Here is a 24,078-nt window from a genome sequence, read left to right on the forward strand (position 1 = left end):
CGCACGGCTCATTGGGGCTGCATCAGCCGGCGGCGCTCCTCGGCCTCCAGGCGGCGGCGGTTCTCCACGCACAGCGGGTGGTTCGCCACCGCGGGACGCTGGCATTCCTGGTGAATGCACATCGGCCGCGCCAGGAAGCCGGCGTCCGCGCACGCCTCGTCCGGGCCGATCACGCGCGGCGCAGGCTTCGGAGGTGCCGCAGGCACCGCAACCGCCAGGGATGCCGCGGGCATGGCGGGTGCGACCACCACGGTGGCCTCCGCTGCCTTGCGGGCGGGCGGGCGGTTGCGCGCGGAAGACGCGGCAGCCATGGCGGCGCCCGGCACCGAGGCCGCAGCGGACCGGGGGCCGGCCTGGGCCGCCCCATGCGGCGCGGGCTCCGGCGCTGCCGGTGTGGAGGATGCCGCCGGGGCCGCAGCGACCGCCGCGGGCGGAGGCTCCACCGTTTCCGTGATGATTTCCTCTTCGGGCGTCCTCGGCACGGCCGTCGAAGCAGCCACGGTGGCCACCACCGGCTTGCCGTCGGTCGAACGTGCGGCCCACCACGCACCGCCGGCCGCCGACACGCCCAGCGCCACCACGGCGATGGCGGCCAGGGCCCACATGCGTGGCTTCCGGCCCGCCACGGGCGCGGCGATGGCCGCGCCTGCCGGCCCGGGCATGGCTGCGCCGTCCGGTCCGTGCGCGGCTGCGGGCCCGAACCAGGAGTCACCGGCATCGGCGGTGCTGTCGAGGAAGACCGTGTCGCCCCCCGCAGCCGCCGCACGTGGCACGCGCTCCGGCTCGGCAGCGGGGGCGGGACTGCGGCGCAGCACCGTGGTGACCGCGGCCGGTTCGGGAACGAGCCCGGGCGCGGCCATGGGCTCGGGCTCCGGCAGGCCCGACATCGGCGCCGGCACGGATGTGATGTCGATCATCGGCACGGCCACCCCCGCTGCGCGGCGATCGGCCGGCTCGACCCAGATGTCGCCGAGTTCGGCGCGGAAGTCGAATTGCTCCATGCCTTCCGGCGGTGCCGCCATCTCGAGGGTGCGCAGGAAGTCGTCGATGCTCTGCGGCCGGTCCTGCGGCTGCAACGCGAGTGCCTGCGAGACCGCGGCGACGAAGGGCAGCGAGTACTCGACGCCGAACTGGCGCTTCACGGTCTTCGCGACACGGGAGAACGGCACCATCCGGTCGCGGATCGCGCGCAGGGTCGCAGGCAGCGGCGTGTCGTTGCACAGGCAGCCGTGCACGACGGCCCCCACGGAATACAGATCGCTCCAGGGGCCCTGGCGCAGGTCGTTGCCCTCGTCGTTGTACTGCTCGATCGGCGCGTAGTTGACCTTGAGCACCGCCGTGAGCCGGTGGGAATGGTCGGTGATGGCATGGCGGGCAGCGCCGAGGTCCAGCAGCACCGGCAGCCCCGAGTCCTGCAGGAAGATGTTGTCGGGCGAGATGTCGCGGTGCAGGGTCTGGCCCTCGTGCAGCACCCGCAGCGCACCCAGCACGGACCAGAGCACCTTGCGCAGCCAGGCCTCGGGCGGCGGCGTGCGCATGTGGGCGCGCGCCTGCTTGAGCGTCATCCCCTGGTAGAGCGGCATCACCATGTAGGCAGTCTGGTTGGCCTCCCAGAAACGGAACACCTTCACCAGCGAGGGATGGTCGAACTGCGCAAGCAGCCGGGCCTCGGCCACGAAGGACGCGAGCCCCGCCTGGAACGACTGCTCGTGCGAGGAGGAACGCACCCAGAGCGACTGCCCCTGCGCACGTGCGGCCAGCGCCGTGGGCATGTACTCCTTGATGGCCACGAACCGGAGCAGCGAATGGTCGAATGCCTTGTAGACCATGCCGAAGCCGCCGACGCCGAGCAGCGAGACCACCTCGAATTCTCCGAGGCGGGATCCCGCGGGCAATGCGTCCACGTGATGGGCTTCGCTCTGGGGTTCGGTGGCGAGGGTGGGAGCGGACATAGGGAAAAAGCAAAAATCCAGGGGGCCGGCACGGCACGGCGGTGTCTGCCGGAGCGGCCGATGGCCGCCATCATGCAGCAACCGGACCGCGGACGGGCAACAAAGCGCGTTCCCGGGCCTGGAAACTGCCGCGCCGCCCGGCCTCGCCCCGTCGGCGGACGCGGGCGGGGCTGGTTACCATCGGGGCCTATGTTCAGCTATCGCCACGCCTTCCATGCGGGCAACCATGCCGACGTGCTCAAGCACACGGTATTGATCGCCACCCTGCAACACCTCACCCAGAAGGACGCCGCGCTCGCCGTGCTGGACACCCATGCCGGCGCGGGCCTCTTCCGGCTGGACGGCGATTACGCGGCCACGAGCGGCGAGGCGGCCGACGGCATTCTCCGCCTCCTGCCCAAGGCGCTGCCCGAGGGCACCGAACTCGCCCCGGCGCTGCAGGCCTACGTGGACCTGGTGCAGGAATTCAATACCGGCCCGGCGGCAAAAGTCTATCCGGGCTCGCCCTTCATCGCCCACCGGTTGCTGCGCCCGCAGGACCGGCTGAAGCTGTTCGAGTTGCACCCCACCGACCTCCGCTCCCTGGCGGGCAACGTCGCGCAGCTCGACGCCGGGCGGCAGGTGGCAGTGCTGCACGAAGACGGCTTCGAGGGCATCCGCAAGTTCCTGCCCCCGCCTTCCCGGAGGGGTTTCGTGCTCTGCGATCCCAGCTATGAAATCAAGAGCGACTATGGCAAGGTGCTGGACATGCTCGCAGAAGCGCTCAAGCGCTTCGCCACGGGCACCTATGCCATCTGGTACCCCATCATTCCGCGGCCCGAGGCCCACGACCTGCCTCGGCGGATGAAGACGCTCGCCACCCGTGCGGGCAAGCCATGGCTGCATGCCACCCTGACCGTGAAATCCAGCAAGATGACCTCGGACGCGGACGGAACGCAGCGGCGCCCCGGCCTGCCCGCGAGCGGCATGTTCGTCGTGAATCCGCCCTACACGCTCAAGGCGGCGCTGCAGCCCGCCCTGCCCCAGATGGCGCAGTTGCTGGCCCAGGACGCGCAGCACGCCGCCCACAGCCTCGAATCGGGCGGCTGAGGCCGGTCACGGCGCCACCGGGTCGTCCCGGGAGCCGGGACAGGGTGCGTCCGGATCCGCGGGCGCCAGGCTGATCGCCACCGGCTTGATGCCCAGCCCCAACAGGCCGAGGGATTGTGCGGCCGCCCGGCTCAGGTCCACGATGCGTCCGGGCGAGTGGGGCCCCCGGTCGTTGATGCGCACCTGCACCGAGCGCCCCGTGACAAGGCTGCGGACACAGACGCGCGTGCCGAAGGGCAGCGTGCGGTGCGCTGCCGTGAAGTCGTTCATGTCGAATCGCTCGCCGCTGGCGGTGCGGCGGGCGTGGAAACGCGCGCCGTACCACGAGGCCATGCCTTCCTCGCCGAAGCCGGCCAGTTCCCCGTTCAGGTCGAGTCCCGTCCCCGAAGAGCGCTCGTCTTCCGGCACCTGCGGTTCCCGCGGCCGGTCGGCCGGCACGCGCTCCGGTGCCACGGCGTCCTGGACAGGCGCGGGCGCCGGAGCCGGACTCCGGGACGGGCGCTTCGCCGGCCTGGCAGGCCGCTCCGCCGGGGCCTTGTCCTGCGCGGCAGGGGCCGGAGCCGGCACTGGCGCAGCCGGAGCGGTGGAATCCCCGGGGGCGGGTGCGACCGCACAGGCGGCCACCAGGGCGCACAGCCCGAATACGGCCAGCCGGCCTCCGGAACGGCGCCAGTCAGCGCTGGCAGCGCGATGCAAAAACCTCTTCAAAACGCTTCAAGTCCTTCTGTTCGCCATCGGTGAGATCGGTGCGCGCCCGCCTCGCTGCAAGGATGCGGCGCGACTCCGCGCACTGCTCGGCCCGCCGGGTGGTTTCCGCACGGGCCGCGAGTTCGGCCGCTTCGGCCTGCCGAAGTTCCTCGCGGCGCTGCTGGCGGACTTCACGCTGCTCGCGGTAGAACCGCGCGGACGCCTCCTGCTCCTCTTCCCTGCAGTCCCTCTCGTATTCCCGGCGCAGGCCATACAGCACATCGGACTGCAGGCCGCGCGAGGGTCCTGACCGGACCGCGTCCTGGAGCGTGCGGCACTGCGCGCTCATGTACTTCCGGTACTCGTTCGCCTCGGGGAAGGTGCGCAGCGGCGGCGGGGACGGCGGCTCGTGACGCGATGGCCCGGGGGCCACGGCGGGCTCCAGCGGACCGGCCGCGGCAGCGGTGGTCACCGTACCCGCCGGGCAGGGCCGAGAGAGAGAGAAGACGTTCCCCATGCTGTCGCGGCAGCTGTAGCGCAGCTGGGCCGAGGCAGAAAGGGGCAGCAGGGCCCACAGCAGGGCTGCCATCAGGGGGGAAGCGAGAGCGGGCGTCATGTCGGGGTCGCGCAGGGAGGCGCCATATTACCCAACACGGCCGAGTACGCCCCCCGGCCTGCGGAGGAAGGTCAGAGCCCCAGGCGCCGGCAGATCTCGAGCGTCGCGGCGCTCTGGTTCATGGTGTAGAAGTGCAGCGCAGGCACCCCGCCGGCACGCAGGCGCTCGCACAGCGCAGTCACCACGTCGAGCCCGAAGGCGCGGATGCTGGCCGAGTCATCGCCGAAGCCCTGCAGCCGCAGCCGGATCCAGCGGGGGATTTCCGCGCCGCATGCGTCGGAAAAGCGCATGAGCTGGGTCGATCCCATGATGGGCATGATGCCCGGCACCACCGGCACATCGAGCCCCAGGGCGCGCACGTCGTCCACGAAGCGCCAGTAGGCGTCGGCATTGAAGAAGTACTGCGTGATGGCCGAATGCGCTCCGGCGCGCACCTTGGTGGCGAACGCCTGCAGGTCGGCCTCGGGGGAGCGGGCCTGGGGGTGGACTTCCGGATAGGCGGCCACCTCGATATGGAAATCGTCGCCCGCCTCGGCGCGGATGAAGGCCACGAGGTCGCTGGCGTAATGGAATTCCCCGCCGGCGCCGTATCCGCTGGGCAGGTCGCCGCGCAACGCCACCAGCCGGGACACGCCCATGGCCTTGAGCTGGGCGAGCTGCGCGCGCACACCCTCGCGGGTAGCTCCGATGCACGAGAAATGCGAGGCTGCCTGCACGCCTTCGGACAGGATCTCGCGCACCGTGCCGAAGGTGCCTTCCTGGGTGGAGCCGCCCGCGCCGTAGGTGACGGAGCAGAACTCGGGACGGCGGGCGTAGAGCTGCTGGCGCACGGCGCGCAGCTTGTCACCGCCCTCGGGCGTCTTGGGGGGAAAGAACTCGAAGCTGACCGGAAGGGCCGCCTTGTGCGTGGAAAGGCTCATGCCTTCCTCCTTGCGTGAATGAAGAATTCGCGGTTGCCGTCGCCGCCATCGATCGGGCTGTCGTGCCATCCGGCCACGTCCAGGCCCACCGCGGCGCAGCACTCGCGCAGGCGCAGCTCCACCTGCGCGTAGAGCGCCGGATCGCGCACGATGCCGCCCTTGCCCACCTGGCCGGGCTGCAGTTCGAACTGCGGCTTGACCAGCATCAGCAATTCGCCGTCCGCCTTGAGCAGCGGCACCACGGCCGGCAGGATCAGCGTGAGCGAGATGAAGGACACATCGCCCGTGACGAAGTCGAACTCGGGCGTGATGTCCACATCTTCACGCCCGGCCCGGCGGCGCAGCTCGGTAGGCAGCGCGCCCTCGGCGCGCGCGCGCTCCCTGGCCTCGCGCTCGGCCTTGAAGGCCTCCACCTCGTGCTCCTTGGCGTCGTCGCTGTCGTCGTAGTCGTCGTCCACCTGGCCGCCGTTGCGCATCCAGGCATAGGGCGCCTCGGGCTGGGTCTCGTTGTCGTCCGGGTCGCGCTCGACGCGCTCGGACAGCGCCTCCTCGCAGGCCTCCCGCAGCGATTCGGCGGTCACGGAACGGGCATTCAGCCCTTCCACGCCCACCACGCGCGGGTCGTCCCGCAGCCGCTCGTGCAGTTGGCCGTGGCCCACGTCCACGCCGATCACCTGCGCCGCACCGTGCTGCAGCAGGCAGTCGGTGAAGCCGCCCGTGCTCTGCCCGACGTCGAGGCAGCGCAGCCCGGCCACCTGCAGGCCGGTCACGCGCAACGCGCCCTCCAGCTTCAGGCCGCCGCGCGACAGGTACCGCGCCTCCGCGCCATCCAGCAACTCGACCTCGGCGATCGCCGGAATGTCATCGCCGTTCTTCGCCACTTTCGTCCACGGCAGGCTGGCCGCCAGCCGCCACTGCACTCCAGCCGCGATCAGGCGCTGGGCCTGCGACCGTGTGGCGGCATGGCCGCGCTCCACCAAAAACACATCCGCGCGCATGGCGCCTTCCTCTCCAACAGCGCGGGCCGCACGTGGCCCGCACATTCAATCCGTTACAGGCAGCTGAGAGAATCGTGACAGCGACGTTGCCGCACGTCACGTCATACCGCCCGCGACATTCGCAACCCGATTCGTTCGACGAACGCTACTTGCCACGCTCGACCGGCAGTCCGTTACGGACAGCCCGAACAGTCCTCGGCACTTGCCATTCGCCAGGGCACTCGCCCTCCCCCAGGCCAGCAGACGCCGCGGAACCGGCTCCGCCGGGCCGCTGGCGTCGTCCCCCTTCCCGCCCCGCGCAGCGGGCGAGAGAAGGGGGAAGGCGCGCAGCGCCTCAGGGGGATGTCAGTACCGATACGTATCGGCCTTGTAAGGGCCTTCCTTCTTCACGCCGATGTAGGCGGCCTGCGCATCGGTCAACTCGGTGAGCTGGGCGCCGACCTTCTTCAGGTGCAGGCGTGCGACCTTCTCGTCCAGCACCTTGGGCAGCACATACACCTTGCCGGCCTGGTAGGCGTCGGGCTTGGTGAACAGTTCGATCTGCGCGATGGTCTGGTTGGCGAAGGAGGACGACATCACGAAGCTGGGGTGGCCCGTGGCGCAGCCCAGGTTCACGAGGCGGCCCTTGGCGAGCAGCGTGATGCGCTTGCCGTCCGGGAAGATCACATGGTCCACCTGCGGCTTCACCTCTTCCCACTGGTACTTCTCGATCGAGGCGACGTCGATCTCGTTGTCGAAGTGGCCGATGTTGCAGACGATGGCCTCGTTCTTCATCGCCACCATGTGCTCATGGCGGATCACGTCCTTGTTGCCGGTGGTGGTCACGAAGATGTCGGCCTTGTCGGCGGCGTACTCCATGGTCACGACCTTGTAGCCTTCCATCGCGGCCTGCAGGGCGTTGATGGGGTCGATCTCGGTCACCCACACCTGGGCGCGCAGGGCGGCCAGGGCCTGGGCGCAGCCCTTGCCCACGTCGCCATAGCCGGCCACCAGGGCCACCTTGCCGGCGATCATCACGTCGGTGGCACGCTTGATGCCGTCCACCAGCGATTCGCGGCAGCCATAGAGGTTGTCGAACTTCGACTTGGTGACCGAGTCGTTCACGTTGATCGCGCGGAACAGCAGCGTGCCCTTGGCGGACATCTCGTTCAGGCGGTGCACGCCGGTCGTCGTTTCTTCCGTCACGCCGATGATCTCGGCCGACTTGCGGGTGTACCAGGTCGGATCCTGCGCGATCTTGGCCTTGATGGCGGCGAACAGGATGCGTTCTTCCTCGCTCGTGGGATTGGCCACCACGGACAGGTCTTTCTCGGCGCGCTGGCCCAGATGCATCAGCAGCGTGGCGTCGCCGCCATCGTCCAGGATCATGTTGGGGCCTTCGCCCGGCGTGCCCTTGGCGCCGAAGTCGAAGATGCGGTGGGTGTAGTCCCAGTAGTCTTCCAGCGACTCGCCCTTGATCGCGAACACCGGCGTGCCGCCAGCGGCGATGGCGGCGGCGGCGTGGTCCTGCGTGGAGAAGATGTTGCACGAAGCCCAGCGCACGTCGGCGCCCAGGGCCTTCAGCGTCTCGATCAGCACGGCCGTCTGGATGGTCATGTGCAGCGAGCCGGTGATGCGCGCGCCCTTGAGGGGCTGCGCAGCCGCGAATTCCTCGCGGATGGCCATCAGGCCGGGCATCTCGGTTTCCGCGATCTTGATTTCCTTGCGGCCCCAGTCGGCCAGGGAAATGTCGGCGATGGCCAGGTCGGCCTGGGGCTTGAGAACTGCGCTCATGGTTTTCTCCGGTGAAGAAGTTGGAAACCACGCAATGCAGGGGGAATGGATCACTCACCGCACAAAAGCGTGGGCGAGCGTCGTTGCAAAATGATGATCCGAGCCTCGCGTCCCTGCAGTACCCGGGCACCGGGATGAAGGACGCTGCAACGCTCCTCGGAAGACCAGGATTATAAGGAGATCGGGCCCGAGCGGCTCGCCACTCCCCATCGCCAACGATATGCCCCGGAAAGGGCCCCCGACAAAGGAAGCAGCGCCCCATGTCCACACCGCACAGGAGCAACCTGTTCGATCTGCTGCGCATCGCCGCGGCGAGCGCCGTGATCTTCAGTCATCACTTCCACATCACGCGCACGGCGCCACCCGCCTGGCTGCACTCCAACATGGTGGGCGGAGTGGCGGTGATGACCTTCTTCACGATCAGCGGCTATCTGGTCACCCAGAGCTGGCTGCGGCAGCCGCAGGTCATGCCGTTTCTCTTCAAGCGATTCCTGCGGATCTGGCCCGGGGTGCTTGTCGCGGTGCTCAGCAATGTGTTCCTCTTCGGTGTCGTTTTCACTTCGCTGCCTGCTGCGGATTTCCTGGCCCATCCGGAAACGCTCGGCTATTTCCGCAACCTGCTGCTGATCAAGGACTACCCCAACCTTCCGGGCGTCTTTGAAAACAACCCGCTCAAGCATCTGATGAACGGCCCCTTGTGGACCATCCCGATGGAAAGCCTGTGCTACCTCGTGCTGGCAGGCGCGGGGTTGCTGGGTGTGTTCAGGTCGCGTGCCATCGCATGCGTCGCCGGGCTGGCCTACATCGCCTTCTTTCTCACTGCACGCAACGCGGACCTGACCGGCGAGATGCGGCACTGGTTCGAATATCCCGCCTATTTCACGTACGGGGCACTCATCGCCGTCTTCCGCCAGGAATTCCATGCCTGCTCCGGCAGGATCCTCCTCGTGCTCGCCCCCCTGGCCGCGCTGCTTTTCTTCGGCCTGCACCTGGAGCATTCGGCAGGCCTGCTGCTGCTGCCGCCGCTGCTGATTTTCCTGGGCTCGTTGAACATGCCCTCCCTGGCCTTCCTGCAGCGCGGCGGCGATCCGTCATATGGCATCTATCTCTACGGATGCCCGGTGCAGCAATCGGTGTATGCCGTCTTCCCGGACATGCCCTTCATTCCAAGCCTGCTGCTGTCGATCGCCCTGGCGGCGGTGGCCGGATACGCTTCGTGGCATTTGGTGGAATCGCCCGTTTTGCGTTTCAAGCGATTTTCTCCACGGATGGGAGCACGGCTCCCAGGCACCGCCTGAAGGGGCCGGCGGTGCGACGGCGCCCCCGGCATGCCAGGCACGACCCGGCCCGGGGCCACCGCTAGAATATCGCCACTCCCCCCCGGCTGCTTTCCCCTTGCGGCGGTGCTATGGCGCACAGCCGCAGCGCCCGTACCTCGACCCTACGCTGCGCCGCGCCTTCACCAGAAACACTGTGTCCTACGCTTCCGAAACACGGCGCCGCCGCACGTTCGCCATCATTTCCCACCCTGACGCGGGCAAGACCACGCTCACGGAGAAGCTGCTGCTGTTCTCGGGCGCGATCCAGATCGCGGGGGCCGTGAAAGGCCGCAAGGCGAGCCGCCACGCCACGTCGGACTGGATGGAAATCGAGAAGCAGCGCGGCATCTCGGTGGCCTCGTCGGTCATGCAGATGGCCTACCGCGACCACGTGGTGAACCTGCTGGACACGCCCGGCCACAAGGACTTCTCGGAAGACACCTACCGCGTGCTCACCGCCGTGGACTCCGCACTGATGGTGATCGACGCAGCCAACGGCGTCGAATCGCAGACGCGGCGGCTGATCGAGGTCTGCCGGCAGCGCGACACGCCCATCATCACTTTCGTCAACAAGATGGACCGCGAGGTGCGCGAGCCCCTGGACATCCTCGACGAGGTCGAACGCGAACTCGGCATGCCCTGCGTGCCCATGACCTGGCCGGTGGGACAGGGCAAGAGCTTCGGCGGCATCATCAACCTGCGCACGCAGGCCATGACGGTGTTCGAGTCCGGCAGCGAACGTCGCCCGCAGGATTTCGAGACCATCCCGCTCAGCGACGCAGACACTCTGCGCGCACGTTTTGGCCCCACTTTCGATGAGGCGCTCGAAAGCATGGAGCTGGCCGTGGGCGCATCCCCGGCCTGGGACCACGAAGCCTTCCTCGCCGGCAAGCAGACGCCCGTGTTCTTCGGCTCCGGCGTGAACAATTTCGGCGTGATGGAAGTGCTCGACGCCCTGGTGGACCTGGCGCCTTCGCCGCGCCCGCGCACCAGCAGCCTCGTGGTCAACAGGCAGCCCGTCGAGAAGACGGTAATGCCCGAGGAGGAGAGCTTCTCCGGTGTGGTCTTCAAGGTGCAGGCCAACATGGACGCCAACCACCGCGACCGCATCGCCTTCGTGCGCGTCGCCTCCGGCAGGTACACCCCGGGCATGAAGCTCAAGGTGCAGCGCACTGCCAAGGAATTGCGTCCGACCAGCGTGGTGACCTTCATGAGCCAGCGGCGCGAAGCCGTGGAAGAGGCCTATGCGGGCGACATCATCGGCTTCACGACGCATGGCGGCGTGCAGCTGGGCGACACCATCACCGATGGCGCCAACCTGCAGTTCACCGGCCTGCCCTTCTTCGCACCCGAGATGTTCATGACGGTGGTGCTGAAGAACCCGCTGCGCACCAAGCAGCTGCAGCAGGGCCTGGCCCAGCTGGGCGAGGAAGGCGCGATCCAGGTCTTCAAGCCCGATGCGGGCGGCAACATGCTGCTGGGCGCCGTCGGCCAGTTGCAGTTCGAGGTGGTCCAGCACCGCCTCAAGACCGAATACGACTGCGACGTGCGCCTGGAGAACTGCCAGTACACGGGCGCACGCTGGATCACGGCGGACACGCCGGCGGAGCTGCGGCCCTTCACGGACGCCTACCCGATGCGCATGGCCCACGACGCAGCCGACACGCTGGCCTACCTGTGCACCAGTCCCTACGATGTCCGGCTGGCACAGGAACGGTTCCCGAAGATCCATTTCCATCCGCTGCGTGAACACGCGGGACTTGCACTGCAGACCAATGCCTAACACATACACCATGCCGCTCACCAGGGGCGCGGCCGACGGCTCGAAATCCGACTGGCGCTCGACCTCGGACTGGCGCCCGTTCGTGGTCTGCCTGGCCATACTGACGACCGTCTATGTCCTGTGGCTGATGGTGTTCTGGCCTGGGGTATTGGGAGAAGACAGCCTGGGAGTCTTGCTGGAAGTCCAGGATCCGGTCACGAACCGGTCCGGCAAACCCGTCTTCTGGTACTACTTCGTCAAGATCTTCTATGAGCCCGCCCACAGGGTGGAAGTGCCGATCGCGGTGCTCATGATGATCTGCGCGGTGGTCTTCTCGCGCATTCTCGCGTGGTCCTGGACGCAGGGCTTCCGGAAGACGACGATCTTCCTGCTCGTGTTCATCGCGCTGGCCCCGCACACCGTCTATTTCATCGAAACGCTGTATCCGGACGGTATCTACTCCGTCGCCGTGGCAGGCCTGACCTTTGAAATATGGCTGAGCGCGCGGCGCCGCCGCCTGAGCCGTGCCTCCGTGGCGATGATCGCGCTGACCCTGCCGTTCGCTGCATTCGCCAGACCGAACGGCATCATCTTCCTGCTGCCGGTGGCCCTGCTGGCCTTGATGGTGGAAAAGGCCGGCCGCCGCTGGCTCGGCGCCATCCTGATCGTGTGGTGCGGACTGCTGGTGGCAGCATCTCAGGCACACAAGAGCAAGGGCCATGGCGTGCTCTACCCGCTGGCGATTTACGAGACCGTCAACTTCCTGCAGCCCCGCCCGATGAACCTCTGGACCGCACAGCCGAGGGTCATGCCGGAAACGGTCGAACTGCTGAAGAAATACAACTCCCTGGACGTGTATCTGAGCTACTACGACCCGGACTACTGGGATCCGCTTCAATTCTTTCCCAAGGGCCCCAGGGTCTCGAGCCTGACGAAGGCAGACAGCAAGGCGGTCGTACAGCAGTTCTTCAAATACAACCTCTGGCACAACATGCCGAAGTTCCTCGGCAGCCGGGTGAACATCTTCTTCGTTTCCGCCTTCGCCATGGGAGGCTTCCCGGGGCCGAAATACGCAGAAGTCATCCTGCGCCAGCTGAACACCCAATCGACCTACCGGCTCTTCCAGTGGACCGAAGCAGAGAAGATTGCGGACAAAATCTTCGAGTTCAGCTTCGAATACCGCTGGATCCTCTGGACCCCCTTCCTGGGCATCTTCCTGGTGTTCTGCGCCTTCATCCGGGGAGCGATGCAGCGGGACGCCGCCCTGCTGCTGGCCGCGACCCCCATGGTCGTGCAGCTGGGGGCCATTTTCATGTTCTCCATTGCCGGCGAGTACCGGTACATCCTTCCGTTCTTCATGATCGCCATGCCGCTCCTGCCCATTTTGCTGGCCCACCGCGGCAGGGGCGGTGCAGCACATTGAAGCGTCCGGACGACCGCCTCGTTCGGGCTTCTCCCTTCAAACCCACCGTTCTATGTCGCTGTTACTGACCTCCCTGACGCTTCTGTGCGTCCTCGGCATCTCCGTCGGACAACTCCTGTTCAAGAAGGCCGCCATGCTGCTGCCGCCCCAGCCCGCGCTCACGGACTGGCTGTTCAACGGCTGGCTCATCGTGGCCCTGGCCCTGTACGGCCTCACGACGCTGCTGTGGATCTGGGTGCTGCGCAGCGCGCCCCTGCACCTGGCCTATCCCTTCATGGGCCTTGCCTTCCTCATCGTTCCTACCATGGGCTGGCTCTTCCTGGGCGAGCCGCTGCACCTGCAGACCTTCATCGGCGGCGCATTGATTCTTGCGGGCATCGCCGTGGCCGGGAGGGCGGGGGCATGATGCGGACCCGCAGCACGATGTCCATCGCGGTGGCGATTCCCTGCTACAAGGTCACCCAGCATGTGATGGGAGTGATCAGCGCGATACCGGCATCCGTGGAGCGCATCTACGCAGTGGACGATGCCTGCCCCGACGGAAGCGGCGCCTTCATCCAGGCGAACTGCACCGATCCGCGCGTGCAGGTGCTCTTCAATCCGGAAAACCGCGGCGTCGGCGGCGCGATCGTGACGGCCTACCACCAGGCGATCGCCGACGGCATGGACATCGTGGTGAAGATCGACGGCGACGGGCAGATGGACCCGGCACTGCTGCCGCACTTCGTGCGCCCGATCCTGGCGGGCCGTGCCGACTACACCAAGGGCAACCGCTTCTTCCGGCCGGAATCGGTGCGCGGCATGCCCCCGGTGCGGCTTTTCGGCAATGCCGTGCTGTCGTTCATGACCAAGCTGAGCTGCGGATACTGGACCATCATGGACCCGACCAACGGGTACACCGCCGTTCACACCAGCGTGCTCCGCGAATTGCCGCTCGACAAGCTCGAGCGGCGCTACTTCTTCGAGACGGACATGCTGTTCCGCCTCAACACCCTGCGTGCCGTCGTGCGCGACGTGCCGATGGACTCCGTGTATGCGGACGAGGAATCCAACCTGAAGATCGGCAAGGTGCTGCCGGAATTCCTGAAGAAGCACGCCTCCCGCTTCCTGCGCCGCTATGGCTACAGCTATTTCGTGCGCGACTTCAATGCGGGATCGATCTACAGCATCTTCGGCCTGCTGCTGCTGGCCTGGGGCAGCATCTTCGGCGCGCGGCAATGGATCCACAGTGCCATGGGAGACCAGCCGGCCACCAGTGGCACCGTCATGCTGGCCGCGCTTCCCGTCATGGTGGGCATCCAGTTCCTCGTGGCCTTCCTGCACCACGACGTGAGCAGCGTGCCGACGGAACCGCTGAGCCCGCAACTGTCCGACGAGTGCGCGCCGGACATCGCCCGCCGCCCGGAGGCTCCGTGATACACCTGTCTTCCGTGGGCCCGGCGCCCGCGGAAGGCACCCTGCAGATGTCCTCTTTCGACGTGCCCGCCCCTTCTGCTGCAGACCTTCTGCCCCTGTCCCTCTGGCAGCCCCCCGGCGACCTGATCGGCGTCTTCACCGACATTGACGACACGCTGACCACCGACGGCGCCATCACTGCCGACGCGCTGGACGCGCTGCAGGCACTGCGGAATGCCGGGCTCGCGGTCATTCCGGTCACCGGCCGCCCTGCGGGCTGGAGCGAGCCCTTCGCCCTCTCCTGGCCGGTCGATGCCATCGTGGCAGAGAACGGAGCGGTGGCGATGGTGCGCGCAGGCGCCCCTGGCGCACCGGTGCTGCGCAAGCTCTACCAGCAGGATGAGGCCACGCGCACTGCGCAATACGGACGCATGCAGCAGGTGCTGGCGCGGATCGAGGAAGAGCTGCCTGGCGCCCGCCGGGCCACGGACTCCGCGGGCCGGGAGTGCGACATCGCCATCGACCACAGCGAATTCACCCAGCTGCCCCAGGCCGCCATCGATGCCGTCGTGCAGTGCATGCGCGCCGAGGGCATGCATGCCACGGTGAGCAGCATCCACATCAACGGCTGGTACGGCGACCACGACAAGCTCGCGGGCGCACGCTGGATCGTGCGTGAGCTCTTCGGCCGCCCGCTGGACGAAGAGATCGGACGCTGGGTGTACGTGGGCGACTCCACCAACGACCAGAAGATGTTCGAGGCCTTCCCCCACAGCGTGGGCGTGGCCAACATCGCCCGGTTCGTGCCGCAGCTGGCACACCGGCCGCGGTATGTCACGCGTGCGGAGCGCGGCGCCGGTTTCGCCGAAGTGGCGCGCGCGATCCTGCAGCCCGGCCGCTCGCCCGCCTGAGCGCCGGTGGCCGGCCCGAAGCGGGGCCGCGGCGGATCATGCGGGCTTGGCCAGCCCCAGCCGCTCGATGATGGCCTTCTCCCGCGAGTAGGTGTCCTGGGCGAACTGGCGATACGCCGCCGTGTCCATGTAGATGGGCACCATGTCGTAGCGCGCCAGCGCGCTGCGGTAGTTCTCCTGGTCCATGGCGGCCTTGAAGGCATCGTGCAGGCGGCGGACCACGTCCGGGGGCGTCCCCTTCGGAGCGCCGATGCCGAAGGGGGAGTTCTGCACGATGTCGATGCCCAGCTCCTTCAGCGTGGGCGCATCCGGGAACTTGGCCAGCCGCTCCGCACCCCAGGTGTTCAGCACCCGCAGCTTGCCGGCCTCCACCTGCGGCGCGAAGCCGGTGGAGTCCGCGGCAGCCATGAGTTGCCCGCCCAGGATGCCCTGCATGAGGTCGGCGCTGCCCTTGTAGGGCACGTGCAGCAACTGCAGGCCCAGTTGCTGCGCCACGCGTTCCATGGTCAGGTGCGGACTCGTCAGCGCACCGGTCGAACCATAGCTGAGCTTGCCGGGATTCGCCTTGGCGTAGGCCACGAAATCCGCCCAGGTCTTGAAGGGGGAATCGGCCGGAACGACCACGCCGAAGGCATAGCCCGTCACGTTGATCACATAGCTGATGTCCTTGACGGGGTCCCAGTTGATCTTCGTGGTGTAGGGCATGCGGAAGACCCCGAGCGGGATCTGCGCGACCGTGTAGCCATCGGCCGGCGAGGACTGCAGCATCTGGGCGGGCAGCGTGCCCCCGGCGCCGGGCTTGTTGTCGATGATGACCGGCTGGCCCAGCACCTTGGATGCATTCTCCGCGAGCACACGCATCGTGATGTCGGTAGGACCGCCCGCGGGGAAGGCGACGACCAGCTTGACGGGGCGTGCGGGAAAGCCCTGGGCCCGCGCCGAAAGGGCGGGCGCGAGGGCGGCTGCGGCACCCCACTGGATCCAACGACGTCGCTGCATGTACGGAAACTCCTCAAGGAAAACGGAAGAAAAGGTGGTTCAGGACATTGCAGCGCAGCCCTCCCGGCACGCCAACGCCGCAAACCCTGACACACTGTCACCCGCGCGTCATGCCGCGGCCTGCCCTCGATGCCCGGGAGCATGCCCCCAGGCCGGTCAAAGGTCGCGTTCCGGGCGTTGTGCCGGCACGGGGGCCACCTGCAGCGGCAGGGCGTCGCACCCCTGCCCGGCCGCGATCCACCGCCGCGCCAGCCGGGCAATCCAGCGCAGCGCCCAGGGACGGCGCCAGCCGGTGACCGCGGCCGGGTCCGCCACCATGCCGCAGACGTAGCGGCCCGGGCTGCCCGACATCCCTGCCGGTATCCAGCGCAATGCCGCGCACGGCCCGCTGCGGCGGCGTGAAACCACCATGCCCAGCGGGCATGGCTCCGCGAGGCAGCACAACCCGCAGCCATTGCAGGGCGCACCGAAGGCCGGCTGGGGAGGGGCGTCGCGGTGCCAGAACACCACCTGCCCGGTGGCAGCGACGCCATCGGCCGCGCCCCCGGCAGGAGGGGCGGCGGCACCGGAGGGCGGGTCGCGGGGCGTCATGGTGACCGGGTCGGAGGCAGGAACGTGGCGGAGATCGGCAGGAGGCAATTCAGGAGCGCCATCATCCCGTGGCCGGCGGCAGAGGGCAAGCAGGGTCTTGCGCTGCGCACGGGCCCGGGCCTCCGAGCCCGCAGGCGGTCCTGTCAAAGCAAAAGGCGCCCGGAGGGCGCCTTCGGCCACGGGCCGGGATACCTCCCGTCCGCGGTACACAGCGCGGCCTGCGCCGCGCACGCATCAATGCTGCAGGATCTTGTTGAGGAAATCCTTCGTGCGGGGCTGCCGCGCATCGGGGTTGTTGAAGAACTCGTCCTTGGAGCAGTCCTCCAGGATCTTGCCACCCACGTCCATGAAGATGACGCGGTTGCTCACCTTGCGCGCGAAGCCCATTTCGTGGGTCACGCACATCATGGTCATGCCCTCGTTGGCCAGGCTCACCATCACGTCCAGCACCTCGCCGACCATTTCCGGGTCGAGGGCCGAGGTGGGCTCGTCGAAGAGCATCACGATGGGGTCCATCGAGAGTGCGCGCGCGATCGCCACGCGCTGCTGCTGCCCGCCGGACAGCTGGCCCGGGAACTTGTCCTTGTGCGCGGACAGGCCCACGCGGTCGAGCATCTTGAGGCCGCGCTGCTTCGCCTCGTCGGCCCGGCGGCCGAGCACCTTGATCTGCGCGATCGTGAGGTTCTCCGTCACCGACAGGTGAGGAAAGAGCTCGAAGTGCTGGAACACCATGCCGACCTGACTGCGCAACTTGGGCAGGTTGGTCTTCGGGTCGTGGATGGCCACGCCGTTGACGTAGATCTCGCCCTTCTGGATGGGCTCCAGCGCGTTGATCGTCTTGATCAGCGTGGACTTGCCCGAGCCCGACGGGCCGCACACGACCACCACCTCGCCCTTGCGGATGCTGGTGGAGCAGTCGTTCAGCACCTGGAAGCTGCCGTACCACTTGGAAACGTTCTTGAGTTCAATCATTTGCTTTATTCCTCACTCACTTGCCGCACGGGGTCAGCGGATGATGGCGATCTTGCGGTGCAGGCGCTTCACCGCCGACGAGAGCGCGAAGCACATGATGAAGTACACGACCGCGGCCAGCAGGTAGGCCTCGATCGGGCGACCATAGTTCTTGCCCGCGGTCTCGAAGCCCTTGAGCATGTCGTAGGCGCCGATGGCATACACGAGCGACGTGTCCTGGAACAGGATGATGGTCTGGGTCAGCAGCACCGGCAGCATGTTGCGGAACGCCTGCGGCAGGATCACGAGCTTCATGTTCTGCCCGTAGGTCATGCCCAGCGCCTGGCCTGCGAACACCTGGCCGCGCGGGATGGACTGGATGCCGGCCCGCATGATCTCGCTGAAGTACGCGGCCTCGAAGGCGATGAACGTGATCACCGCCGACATCTCGGCCCCGATGGGCCGGCCCACGAGGAACGGCACCAGCAGGAAGAACCACAGGATCACCATCACCAGCGGGATGCTGCGCATGCCGTTGACGTAGATGGTGGCCGGCACGTCGAGCCATTTCTTGCCCGACAGCCGCATCAGCGCCAGCAGCGTTCCGAACAGCACGCCGCCGATCGTGGCCACCACGGTCAGCACGATGCTGAAATAGAAGCCCTTGAGGACGAACTTGCTGATGATGTCCCAGCTGTAGAAGGAAAAGTCGAGATTCATCATGTCAGTGGCCTCCCCCCGCGCCGCCCGCGACGATGAAGCCCGGGACGCGCGCACGCTTTTCGATGAAGGCCATGATGCGGTTGATGGCGAACGCCGAGATCACGTACAGGCCCGTCACTGCCAGGTAGATTTCGATGCCGCGCGAGGTTTCCTCCTGCGCCTGCATGGCGAACATGGTCAGTTCGGTCACCGACACGGCGAACGCCACCGACGAGTTCTTGAAGATGTTCATCGTCTCGCTGGTGAGCGGCGGAATGATGATGCGGAATGCCATGGGCAGCAGCACGTAGCGGTAGTACTGCACCGTGGTGAAACCCAGCGCCATGCCCGCGTAGCGCTGGCCGCGCGGCAGGGCCTGGATGCCCGAGCGCACCTGCTCGGCGATCCGTGCGGACGTGAAGAATCCCAGCGCCAGCACCACGAGGATGAAGCCGGAAACGCTCTTCATCACCGGAAAGATGGCGGGCACCACGTGGTACCACAGGAAGATCTGCACCAGCAGGGGAATGTTGCGGAACAGTTCCACCCACGCATTGCCGAAGCCGACCAGAAACCTGTTGTCCGGCAGCGTGCGCAGCGTGCCGATGACCGAGCCCGCCACCAGCGCGATCACGAGCGCCAGCAGGGCCACCGACACGGTCCAGCCCCAGGCCGAGAGCATCCACTGGAGGTAGGTCGGATACTCGCCCCCCGGGTCCTGCAGGAAGACCTGCCAATCCCAATTCGATCCCATGGGAATTCCTTCTCAAATCGTCATACGTCCTGAAATCCGACGGCCGTCCGCCCGCCGCAGCGGGACAACAAGCAAACGCCCACCGGCGAGGTGGGCGTTCGCAGGGGCGGACAGGTCCGTGCGCATCAATCCTTGAGCGTGTATTCCTCCATGGGCTTGTCGTTGGGGTTCGCCCAAGCGGCCTTGGTGGCATCGCTCACCGGCAGGCCGATCTTCACGTTGTTCGGCGGGATGGGCTGCATGAACCACTTGTCGTAGAGCTTGGCCATCTCGCCCGACTTCATCATGCCCTTCAGGCTGTCGTCCACGGCCTTCTTGAAGGCGGGGTCGTCCTTGCGGATCATGATCGCGATCGGTTCCACGCTCAGCGTTTCGCCGACGATCTTGAAGTCGTTGGGAGCCTTGGACTTGGCGATGTTGGAAGCCAGGATCGAGCCGTCCATGATGAAGGCGTCCGCACGGCCCGACTCCAGCAGCAGGAAGCTGTCGGAGTGGTCCTTGCCGAACACTTCCTTGAACGTCAGGCCCTCGGCGCGCTTGTTCTTGCGCAGGGTCTGCACCGAGGTGGTGCCCGTCGTGGTGGCGATGGTCTTGCCGTTCAGGTCCTTGATGCCGGAAATGCCCGAGTTGGCCTTGACGGCGATGCGCACTTCTTCCACGTAGGTGGTGACGGCGAAGGCCACATCCTTCTGGCGCGCCTGGTTGTTGGTGGTCGAGCCGCACTCGATGTCCACCGTGCCGTTCTGCACCAGCGGGATGCGGTTCTGCGAGGTCACGGGCTGGTACTTGGTTTCCAGCTTGGCCAGGCCGAGCTGCTTCTGGACATCGGCGATCACGCGGGCGCACACGTCGTAATGGAAGCCCGTGTACTTGCCGTCGCCCAGGGTGTAGGAGAGACCGGAAGACTCGCGCACGCCTTCGGTGATGGTGCCGGAGGCCTTGATCTTGGCCAGCGTGTCGTTCGACTGCGCGAAAGCGCTGCCCGCAGCGAGCGCCATCACAGCAACTGCCAACAATTGTTTCTTCATCACGATCTCCTTAGCTTATGGATACAAGGGAAGAGGCATTCTAGATAGACGCACGCAAGGCACTCGCCGTTGCAGGGAATATCCCGAATGGGGGAAATACGCGTGCCGATGGCACGCGTCAGAACGGAACCTGGTCCGAGGGGTATTTCCAGAACTCACGCAGCAGGTAGCTGACAGGCAAGTTCAATGCCCGGTTCGTGGGAGGGGCGGGCTGGAGGAACCACTTGTCGTAGATGGGATGGATCTCGCGGGTGGTGATGAGCCGGCGCATCTCGTCGTCCACCACCTTCTTGAACTCGGGGTCGCCCTTGGGCAGCATGATCGCCAGCGCTTCGGCCGTGACGAACTTGCCGACCACCTTCAGCGCCTTCGGATCCGGGCGGCCCGCGGCGAATGCGTAGAGCAGGACGTCGTCCATCGCGAAGGCGTCGGCCTCGCCCTTCTCCACCATCTCCACAGCCCGCTGGTCGTCCGGAGCCTCGATCACGTTGATCTGCAGGGCGCGCTCGCGGTTGAGCTGCTGCACGGCCCGCAGCGCGGTCGTGCCGCGGGTGGAGACCAGCTTGTGCCCGCCCATGTCCTCGATGCGGTCGATCGGGCTCGACGCCTTGACCAGCAGGCGGGTGCCCGTGATGAAGTGGGGGATGGTGAACGCGACGATCTGCCGGCGCTCGGCGTTGTTCGTGGTGGAGCCGCATTCGAGGTCGGCCCGTCCCTGGGTGATGGTTTCCATCCGGTTGCCGAGGTCCACCGGGACGTAGGCGATCTCCATGTCCTTGCGGCCGGTCTTGCGGCGCACGGCGTCCGCAATGCGCTGGCACAGCTCCACGGCATAGCCTGCGGGGCGCCCTGCGGCATCCTTGAAGGCGAAGGGAGATGCCGCGTCGCGATAGGCCACCACCAGCTTGCCGCCCGAAGCGATGCGCTCCAGGACTCCCGCATGGGAGGCCACGGCACAGCAGAGTGAGGCCACCCCCAGGAGGGTGCGCCACGGGCGAACAGGATTCATGGTTTGTCTCGGCATGGAATACGAACCGACGCAAGAACCGCGCCAGTCGGGCATCTCTTTTGACTGCAGTTCAGTAACTGCAGCCTGGAGCCGGTCGGGACTGTAAGTCCTGTGCCCACCGCTTTCCAATGCCGATTGCAGGATTACATCATGCAATCAAGACATAACCAAGCCAGGACAGGCTACAGCGGCTTGTCGGTGCCATGGGCCTGCAGGTACGCCCAGAGGGACTCCGCCGTTCCCTTGGCGCGGTCCTTGCCGGCAGACTTCTGGCGGTAGGCACGCACTTCCATCGCCATCTGCATGTCCGGAACGCCCTCGCGCACGGCGCTCGCCAGCCGGCGCGAGCGCAATTCCTTCTTCACCGCGCTGTGCGGCAGGAAGGCGACGCCGTGTCCCTCCAGCGCCATGGCCTTCAGGCCCTCGGCCATGTCGGTCTCGTACACGCGGTCCAGGTGGATGGGGATGCCGGACTGCTTGAGGATGAGCTCCGTCACCCGGCCCAGGTAGGCCCCCGGTGCATAGCCCAGATAGGGCAGCGGATGGCCCGGCTCGCCGGGCAGCGCGTAGAGCGGCCGGCCATCGGCGTCCGCCCGGGCATACGGGGACAGGATTTCCTGTCCCAGCGTGAGCATCTCGTACCGGTCGGAATCCAGCTGCAGCGGCTGCGAGGGATGGTGGTAGGCGATCAGCAGATCGCAGCCCCCTTCCACCAGGCGCAGCACCGCGTCGTGCACGTTCAGGGCGATCAGCCGGCTCTTCACGGGCCCGAACCTGTCGCGCAGCCCGGAGAGCCAGGCAGGGAAGAAGGTGAAGGCCAGGGTGTGGGGCACCGCGAACTCGACCATGTCCTTGTCGGCGCTGGTGTGTGCCCTCAGCATCGCGCGGGTGTTCTGCAGCGACTGCAGCATGTCCAGCGCCTCCTCGTACAGGGTCTTGCCCGCCGGCGTGAGCCGGGTGGGATAGGAACTGCGATCCACCAGATCGGTCCCTGCCCAGGCCTCCAGGGCCTGGATACGCCGCGAGAACGCGGGCTGGGTTACGTGCCGCAGCTGCGCCGACCGGCTGAAGCTGCGTGTCTCCGCGAGGCTGACAAAGTCCTCGAGCCACTTGGTTTCCATGGGGCGCCATTATCGGCTCCGTGGCGGCCGGACGGTCGAGCCTAATTCGGGAAATCCTGCACCGGCTTCGCACACATCCGGTTGCACAATGCTCCCCTGCGCCCACCCGGCGCCAAAGACCGTCCAGCCCGGGGCCCACCACGCCGCGGACAACGGACCGCAGCCGTCCTCCGTCCGTCGCCGCCTCCCATGCCCGCTTCCCTCCCTCCCGGCGCAGAAGCCGACGCTTCCGCCCCGTCCCCCGCGTCCACGCCCGCCGCCACCGAACGCTCCCTGCGCTTCGAAGACTGCCTGACCGTGGCCATCATGGCCCTGCTGGCGCTCATCACGTTCGCCAACGTGCTTGTCCGCTATTTCACCAACTCATCCTTCGCATGGACCGAGGAGATCTCCGTCTTCCTGATGATCGTGCTGGCGCTGGTGGCGGGCTCGGCCGCGGTGGCGCGGGACCTGCACATCCGCATCGAGTACTTCACCGAAGGCGGCTCCGCGGCGCGCCGGCGGCGCCTCGCCCGTTTCGGGGCCCTCTCGGTCGCCGTCCTGTTCGCGGTCATCGCCGTGCTCAGCGCCCGGGTGACGTGGGACGACTGGCGGTTCGGCGAGACGTCGCCGGGCATCGGGGTGCCGCAGTGGTGGTACTCCATCTGGCTGCCGCTGCTGTCTGCACTCATCACGCTGCGCGCCATCGGCCTCTTCCGCCGCCAGGGCGCGGCGGCCGGCGCAACGGGTGACCGGCCATGATCGCGGCGCTTCTTTTCGCCGTTTTCCTGGGCATGATGGCCGCCGGCGTGCCGATCGGCGCCGCGCTCGGCCTGGCCGGCACGGCCGCCATCGCAATCGCGAATGCCGAGACGCCCTGGTTCGGGCTGCTGGCGGTGCCGCAGAACTTCTATGCCGGGCTCGGCAAGTACCCGCTGCTCGCGATTCCCATGTTCGTGCTGGTCGGCTCGATCTTCGACCGTTCCGGCGTGGCGCTGCGGCTCGTGAACTTCGCGGTGGCCATCGTCGGGCGCGGCCCGGGCATGCTGCCGCTGGTGGCCATCGCCGTGGCGATGTTCCTGGGCGGCATTTCCGGCTCGGGCCCCGCCAACGCGGCCGCCGTGGGCGGGGTGATGATCGCCGCCATGTCGCGCGCGGGCTACCCCGGCTCGTTCTCGGCCAGTGTGGTCGGCGCGGCCGCGGCCACCGACATCCTGATCCCGCCGTCGGTCGCCTTCATCATCTATTCGGTGCTGGTGCCGGGCGCCTCGGTGCCCGCGCTGTTCGCGGCCGGCATGGTACCCGGCGTGCTGGCCGGCATCGCGTTGATCGTGCCGGCCGTGTGGCTGGCGCGCCGCCACAAGATGGGAGCGCTGGAAGCCTCGATGCCCCGCCCGCCCTTCTGGAAGAGCCTGCGCGAGGCCTCCTGGGGCCTGGCCGCGCCGGTGCTGATCCTGGGCGGCATGCGCGCGGGCTGGTTCACGCCTACCGAAGCCGCCGTGGTGGCCGTGTTCTACGGACTCTTCGTGGGCATGTGCATCCACCGCACCATCCGGTTCCGGGACCTGTACACCATCCTGCGGGAGGCAGGCGAGCTCTCTGCCGTGATCCTGCTGGTGGTGTCGCTCGCGGGCATCTTCGCGTTCTCGCTCTCCACGCTCGGCGTGATCGATCCGATCGCCAACGCCATCGTGCATTCAGGATTGGGCGAATACGGCGTGCTCGCACTGCTGATCCTGCTGCTGATCACGGTGGGCATGTTCCTGGACGGCATCTCGATCTTCCTGATCTTCGTGCCGCTGCTCCTGCCCATCATGCAGCACTACCAGTGGGACCCCGTCTGGTTCGGCGTGATCCTCACCCTCAAGGTGGCGCTCGGCCAGTTCACGCCGCCGCTGGCCGTGAACCTCATGGTGTCGTGCCGCATCGCGGGCGTGCGCATGGAATCCACCGTGCGCTGGGTGGGACCGATGCTGCTGGCCATGTTCCTCGTGATGGTGGCCGTCATCGCATTCCCGCAGCTGGCCCTCTGGCTGCCGGCGCGCCTGGGCTACTGAAGCCCGCGTTTCTTCCTTGCTTACCCAACCGACGACGAACAG

23 protein-coding genes and 1 riboswitch are annotated in these 24,078 nt (G+C 67.2%); of the genes, 9 read left to right on the top strand and 14 right to left on the bottom strand.

Going from position 1 to position 24,078, the window contains the following annotated elements; genetic code table 11:
- Nucleotides 1-8: 8 nt before the first annotated feature.
- Complete coding sequence (locus ACGHC0_RS20745; protein WP_415266630.1) at nt 9-1,952, bottom strand: serine/threonine protein kinase; 1,944 nt, start codon at nt 1,950-1,952, stop codon at nt 9-11.
- A 189-nt stretch (nt 1,953-2,141) separates the two neighbouring features.
- Between ACGHC0_RS20745 and ACGHC0_RS20750 the strand changes: the two genes are divergently transcribed.
- Nucleotides 2,142-3,041 carry a 23S rRNA (adenine(2030)-N(6))-methyltransferase RlmJ gene (locus ACGHC0_RS20750; protein WP_368352731.1) on the top strand — a complete coding sequence of 300 codons (900 nt, stop codon included), beginning with the start codon at nt 2,142-2,144 and terminating at the stop codon, nt 3,039-3,041.
- Between the two features lie 6 nt (nt 3,042-3,047).
- On the opposite strand, the gene ACGHC0_RS20755 is transcribed toward ACGHC0_RS20750, so the two are convergent.
- The 5 genes from ACGHC0_RS20755 to ahcY all read right to left on the bottom strand — a co-directional run bounded on the left by ACGHC0_RS20755 (nt 3,048) and on the right by ahcY (nt 8,035).
- Nucleotides 3,048-3,494, bottom strand: coding sequence for a septal ring lytic transglycosylase RlpA family protein (locus ACGHC0_RS20755; protein ID WP_368352732.1), 447 nt, complete (start codon nt 3,492-3,494; stop codon nt 3,048-3,050).
- A gap of 220 nt (nt 3,495-3,714) precedes the next feature.
- Nucleotides 3,715-4,317 (bottom strand): hypothetical protein, encoded by a 603-nt coding sequence (locus ACGHC0_RS20760; protein WP_415266631.1) that lies wholly within the window; start codon nt 4,315-4,317, stop codon nt 3,715-3,717.
- A gap of 98 nt (nt 4,318-4,415) precedes the next feature.
- The gene (metF, locus tag ACGHC0_RS20765) at nt 4,416-5,264 is read right to left on the bottom strand and encodes a methylenetetrahydrofolate reductase [NAD(P)H] (RefSeq protein ID WP_415266632.1); all 849 of its coding nucleotides are present in this window, start codon (nt 5,262-5,264) and stop codon (nt 4,416-4,418) included.
- Nucleotides 5,261-6,262, bottom strand: coding sequence for a TlyA family RNA methyltransferase (locus tag ACGHC0_RS20770; protein ID WP_415266633.1), 1,002 nt, complete (start codon nt 6,260-6,262; stop codon nt 5,261-5,263). Before ACGHC0_RS20770 ends, metF begins: the two co-directional genes overlap by 4 nt.
- A gap of 345 nt (nt 6,263-6,607) precedes the next feature.
- A complete protein-coding gene (gene ahcY / locus ACGHC0_RS20775) occupies nt 6,608-8,035 on the bottom strand; it encodes an adenosylhomocysteinase (RefSeq protein WP_368352736.1) in 1,428 nt (475 codons plus the stop codon).
- Nucleotides 8,036-8,103: 68 nt separating this feature from the next.
- Nucleotides 8,104-8,198, bottom strand: a riboswitch (S-adenosyl-L-homocysteine riboswitch).
- Between the two features lie 97 nt (nt 8,199-8,295).
- Between ahcY and ACGHC0_RS20780 the strand changes: the two genes are divergently transcribed.
- The 6 genes from ACGHC0_RS20780 (at nt 8,296) to ACGHC0_RS20805 (ending at nt 14,845) form a co-directional block, all read left to right on the top strand.
- The gene (locus tag ACGHC0_RS20780) at nt 8,296-9,333 is read left to right on the top strand and encodes an acyltransferase family protein (RefSeq protein WP_368352737.1); all 1,038 of its coding nucleotides are present in this window, start codon (nt 8,296-8,298) and stop codon (nt 9,331-9,333) included.
- A 175-nt stretch (nt 9,334-9,508) separates the two neighbouring features.
- Nucleotides 9,509-11,137, top strand: a complete 1,629-nt coding sequence (locus ACGHC0_RS20785) for a peptide chain release factor 3 (RefSeq protein ID WP_415266634.1) — start codon at nt 9,509-9,511, stop codon at nt 11,135-11,137.
- A complete protein-coding gene (locus tag ACGHC0_RS20790) occupies nt 11,100-12,539 on the top strand; it encodes a hypothetical protein (protein WP_415266635.1) in 1,440 nt (479 codons plus the stop codon). Before ACGHC0_RS20785 ends, ACGHC0_RS20790 begins: the two co-directional genes overlap by 38 nt.
- A 52-nt stretch (nt 12,540-12,591) precedes the next feature.
- The gene (locus ACGHC0_RS20795; RefSeq protein ID WP_368352740.1) at nt 12,592-12,945 is read left to right on the top strand and encodes an EamA family transporter; all 354 of its coding nucleotides are present in this window, start codon (nt 12,592-12,594) and stop codon (nt 12,943-12,945) included.
- Entirely contained in the window at nt 12,942-13,955 is a 1,014-nt protein-coding gene (locus tag ACGHC0_RS20800) for a glycosyltransferase family 2 protein (RefSeq protein ID WP_415266636.1), read from the top strand. Before ACGHC0_RS20795 ends, ACGHC0_RS20800 begins: the two co-directional genes overlap by 4 nt.
- 47 nt (nt 13,956-14,002) lie before the next feature.
- Complete coding sequence (locus tag ACGHC0_RS20805; RefSeq protein WP_415266637.1) at nt 14,003-14,845, top strand: HAD-IIB family hydrolase; 843 nt, start codon at nt 14,003-14,005, stop codon at nt 14,843-14,845.
- A 36-nt stretch (nt 14,846-14,881) separates the two neighbouring features.
- Here the strand turns inward: ACGHC0_RS20805 and ACGHC0_RS20810 are convergent, their stop codons facing one another.
- The 8 genes from ACGHC0_RS20810 to ACGHC0_RS20845 all read right to left on the bottom strand — a co-directional run bounded on the left by ACGHC0_RS20810 (nt 14,882) and on the right by ACGHC0_RS20845 (nt 22,000).
- Entirely contained in the window at nt 14,882-15,844 is a 963-nt protein-coding gene (locus ACGHC0_RS20810) for a tripartite tricarboxylate transporter substrate binding protein (protein WP_013596347.1), read from the bottom strand.
- Nucleotides 15,845-16,000: 156 nt separating this feature from the next.
- On the bottom strand, nt 16,001-16,435 hold the full coding sequence (locus ACGHC0_RS20815) for a hypothetical protein (protein WP_415266638.1): 435 nt from the start codon (nt 16,433-16,435) through the stop codon (nt 16,001-16,003).
- Between the two features lie 234 nt (nt 16,436-16,669).
- Entirely contained in the window at nt 16,670-17,407 is a 738-nt protein-coding gene (locus tag ACGHC0_RS20820; protein ID WP_368352743.1) for an amino acid ABC transporter ATP-binding protein, read from the bottom strand.
- A 33-nt stretch (nt 17,408-17,440) separates the two neighbouring features.
- Nucleotides 17,441-18,109, bottom strand: a complete 669-nt coding sequence (locus ACGHC0_RS20825; protein WP_013596350.1) for an amino acid ABC transporter permease — start codon at nt 18,107-18,109, stop codon at nt 17,441-17,443.
- 1 nt (nt 18,110) lies between these two features.
- Entirely contained in the window at nt 18,111-18,842 is a 732-nt protein-coding gene (locus ACGHC0_RS20830) for an amino acid ABC transporter permease (protein WP_415266639.1), read from the bottom strand.
- Nucleotides 18,843-18,967: 125 nt separating this feature from the next.
- Nucleotides 18,968-19,870, bottom strand: a complete 903-nt coding sequence (locus tag ACGHC0_RS20835; RefSeq protein ID WP_368352745.1) for an amino acid ABC transporter substrate-binding protein — start codon at nt 19,868-19,870, stop codon at nt 18,968-18,970.
- Nucleotides 19,871-19,988: 118 nt separating this feature from the next.
- On the bottom strand, nt 19,989-20,879 hold the full coding sequence (locus tag ACGHC0_RS20840) for an amino acid ABC transporter substrate-binding protein (protein ID WP_415266640.1): 891 nt from the start codon (nt 20,877-20,879) through the stop codon (nt 19,989-19,991).
- A gap of 182 nt (nt 20,880-21,061) precedes the next feature.
- The gene (locus ACGHC0_RS20845) at nt 21,062-22,000 is read right to left on the bottom strand and encodes a LysR substrate-binding domain-containing protein (RefSeq protein WP_368352747.1); all 939 of its coding nucleotides are present in this window, start codon (nt 21,998-22,000) and stop codon (nt 21,062-21,064) included.
- 189 nt (nt 22,001-22,189) lie between these two features.
- Here ACGHC0_RS20845 and ACGHC0_RS20850 point away from each other — a divergent pair, with 189 nt between their 5' ends.
- Both ACGHC0_RS20850 and ACGHC0_RS20855 read left to right on the top strand, forming a co-directional pair.
- Nucleotides 22,190-22,741: a TRAP transporter small permease gene (locus ACGHC0_RS20850; RefSeq protein ID WP_415266641.1), complete on the top strand. Its 552-nt coding sequence runs from the start codon at nt 22,190-22,192 to the stop codon at nt 22,739-22,741.
- Nucleotides 22,738-24,036, top strand: a complete 1,299-nt coding sequence (locus ACGHC0_RS20855) for a TRAP transporter large permease (RefSeq protein WP_368352749.1) — start codon at nt 22,738-22,740, stop codon at nt 24,034-24,036. The genes ACGHC0_RS20850 and ACGHC0_RS20855 overlap by 4 nt, the downstream gene beginning before the upstream one ends.
- Nucleotides 24,037-24,078 lie beyond the last annotated feature (42 nt).

Origin of the sequence: Acidovorax sacchari, from assembly GCF_042847045.1 — a bacterium.
GTDB lineage: Bacteria > Pseudomonadota > Gammaproteobacteria > Burkholderiales > Burkholderiaceae_C > Paracidovorax > Paracidovorax sacchari.

Excerpts from the sequence above, each read along its gene's own strand:
- ACGHC0_RS20805 (WP_415266637.1), top strand. The coding sequence starts at position 14,003 with ATGTCCTCTTTCGACGTGCCCGCCCCTTCTGCTGCAGACCTTCTGCCC.
- ACGHC0_RS20795 (WP_368352740.1), top strand. The coding sequence starts at position 12,592 with ATGTCGCTGTTACTGACCTCCCTGACGCTTCTGTGCGTCCTCGGCATC.
- ACGHC0_RS20825 (WP_013596350.1), bottom strand. The coding sequence starts at position 18,109 with ATGATGAATCTCGACTTTTCCTTCTACAGCTGGGACATCATCAGCAAG.
- ACGHC0_RS20855 (WP_368352749.1), top strand. The coding sequence starts at position 22,738 with ATGATCGCGGCGCTTCTTTTCGCCGTTTTCCTGGGCATGATGGCCGCC.
- ACGHC0_RS20815 (WP_415266638.1), bottom strand. The coding sequence starts at position 16,435 with ATGACGCCCCGCGACCCGCCCTCCGGTGCCGCCGCCCCTCCTGCCGGG.
- ACGHC0_RS20850 (WP_415266641.1), top strand. The coding sequence starts at position 22,190 with ATGCCCGCTTCCCTCCCTCCCGGCGCAGAAGCCGACGCTTCCGCCCCG.
- ACGHC0_RS20835 (WP_368352745.1), bottom strand. The coding sequence starts at position 19,870 with ATGAAGAAACAATTGTTGGCAGTTGCTGTGATGGCGCTCGCTGCGGGC.
- metF (WP_415266632.1), bottom strand. The coding sequence starts at position 5,264 with ATGAGCCTTTCCACGCACAAGGCGGCCCTTCCGGTCAGCTTCGAGTTC.
- ACGHC0_RS20820 (WP_368352743.1), bottom strand. The coding sequence starts at position 17,407 with ATGATTGAACTCAAGAACGTTTCCAAGTGGTACGGCAGCTTCCAGGTG.
- ACGHC0_RS20810 (WP_013596347.1), bottom strand. The coding sequence starts at position 15,844 with ATGCAGCGACGTCGTTGGATCCAGTGGGGTGCCGCAGCCGCCCTCGCG.
- ahcY (WP_368352736.1), bottom strand. The coding sequence starts at position 8,035 with ATGAGCGCAGTTCTCAAGCCCCAGGCCGACCTGGCCATCGCCGACATT.
- ACGHC0_RS20760 (WP_415266631.1), bottom strand. The coding sequence starts at position 4,317 with ATGGCAGCCCTGCTGTGGGCCCTGCTGCCCCTTTCTGCCTCGGCCCAG.
- ACGHC0_RS20780 (WP_368352737.1), top strand. The coding sequence starts at position 8,296 with ATGTCCACACCGCACAGGAGCAACCTGTTCGATCTGCTGCGCATCGCC.
- ACGHC0_RS20800 (WP_415266636.1), top strand. The coding sequence starts at position 12,942 with ATGATGCGGACCCGCAGCACGATGTCCATCGCGGTGGCGATTCCCTGC.
- ACGHC0_RS20745 (WP_415266630.1), bottom strand. The coding sequence starts at position 1,952 with ATGTCCGCTCCCACCCTCGCCACCGAACCCCAGAGCGAAGCCCATCAC.
- ACGHC0_RS20845 (WP_368352747.1), bottom strand. The coding sequence starts at position 22,000 with ATGGAAACCAAGTGGCTCGAGGACTTTGTCAGCCTCGCGGAGACACGC.
- ACGHC0_RS20770 (WP_415266633.1), bottom strand. The coding sequence starts at position 6,262 with ATGCGCGCGGATGTGTTTTTGGTGGAGCGCGGCCATGCCGCCACACGG.
- ACGHC0_RS20830 (WP_415266639.1), bottom strand. The coding sequence starts at position 18,842 with ATGGGATCGAATTGGGATTGGCAGGTCTTCCTGCAGGACCCGGGGGGC.
- ACGHC0_RS20750 (WP_368352731.1), top strand. The coding sequence starts at position 2,142 with ATGTTCAGCTATCGCCACGCCTTCCATGCGGGCAACCATGCCGACGTG.
- ACGHC0_RS20840 (WP_415266640.1), bottom strand. The coding sequence starts at position 20,879 with ATGAATCCTGTTCGCCCGTGGCGCACCCTCCTGGGGGTGGCCTCACTC.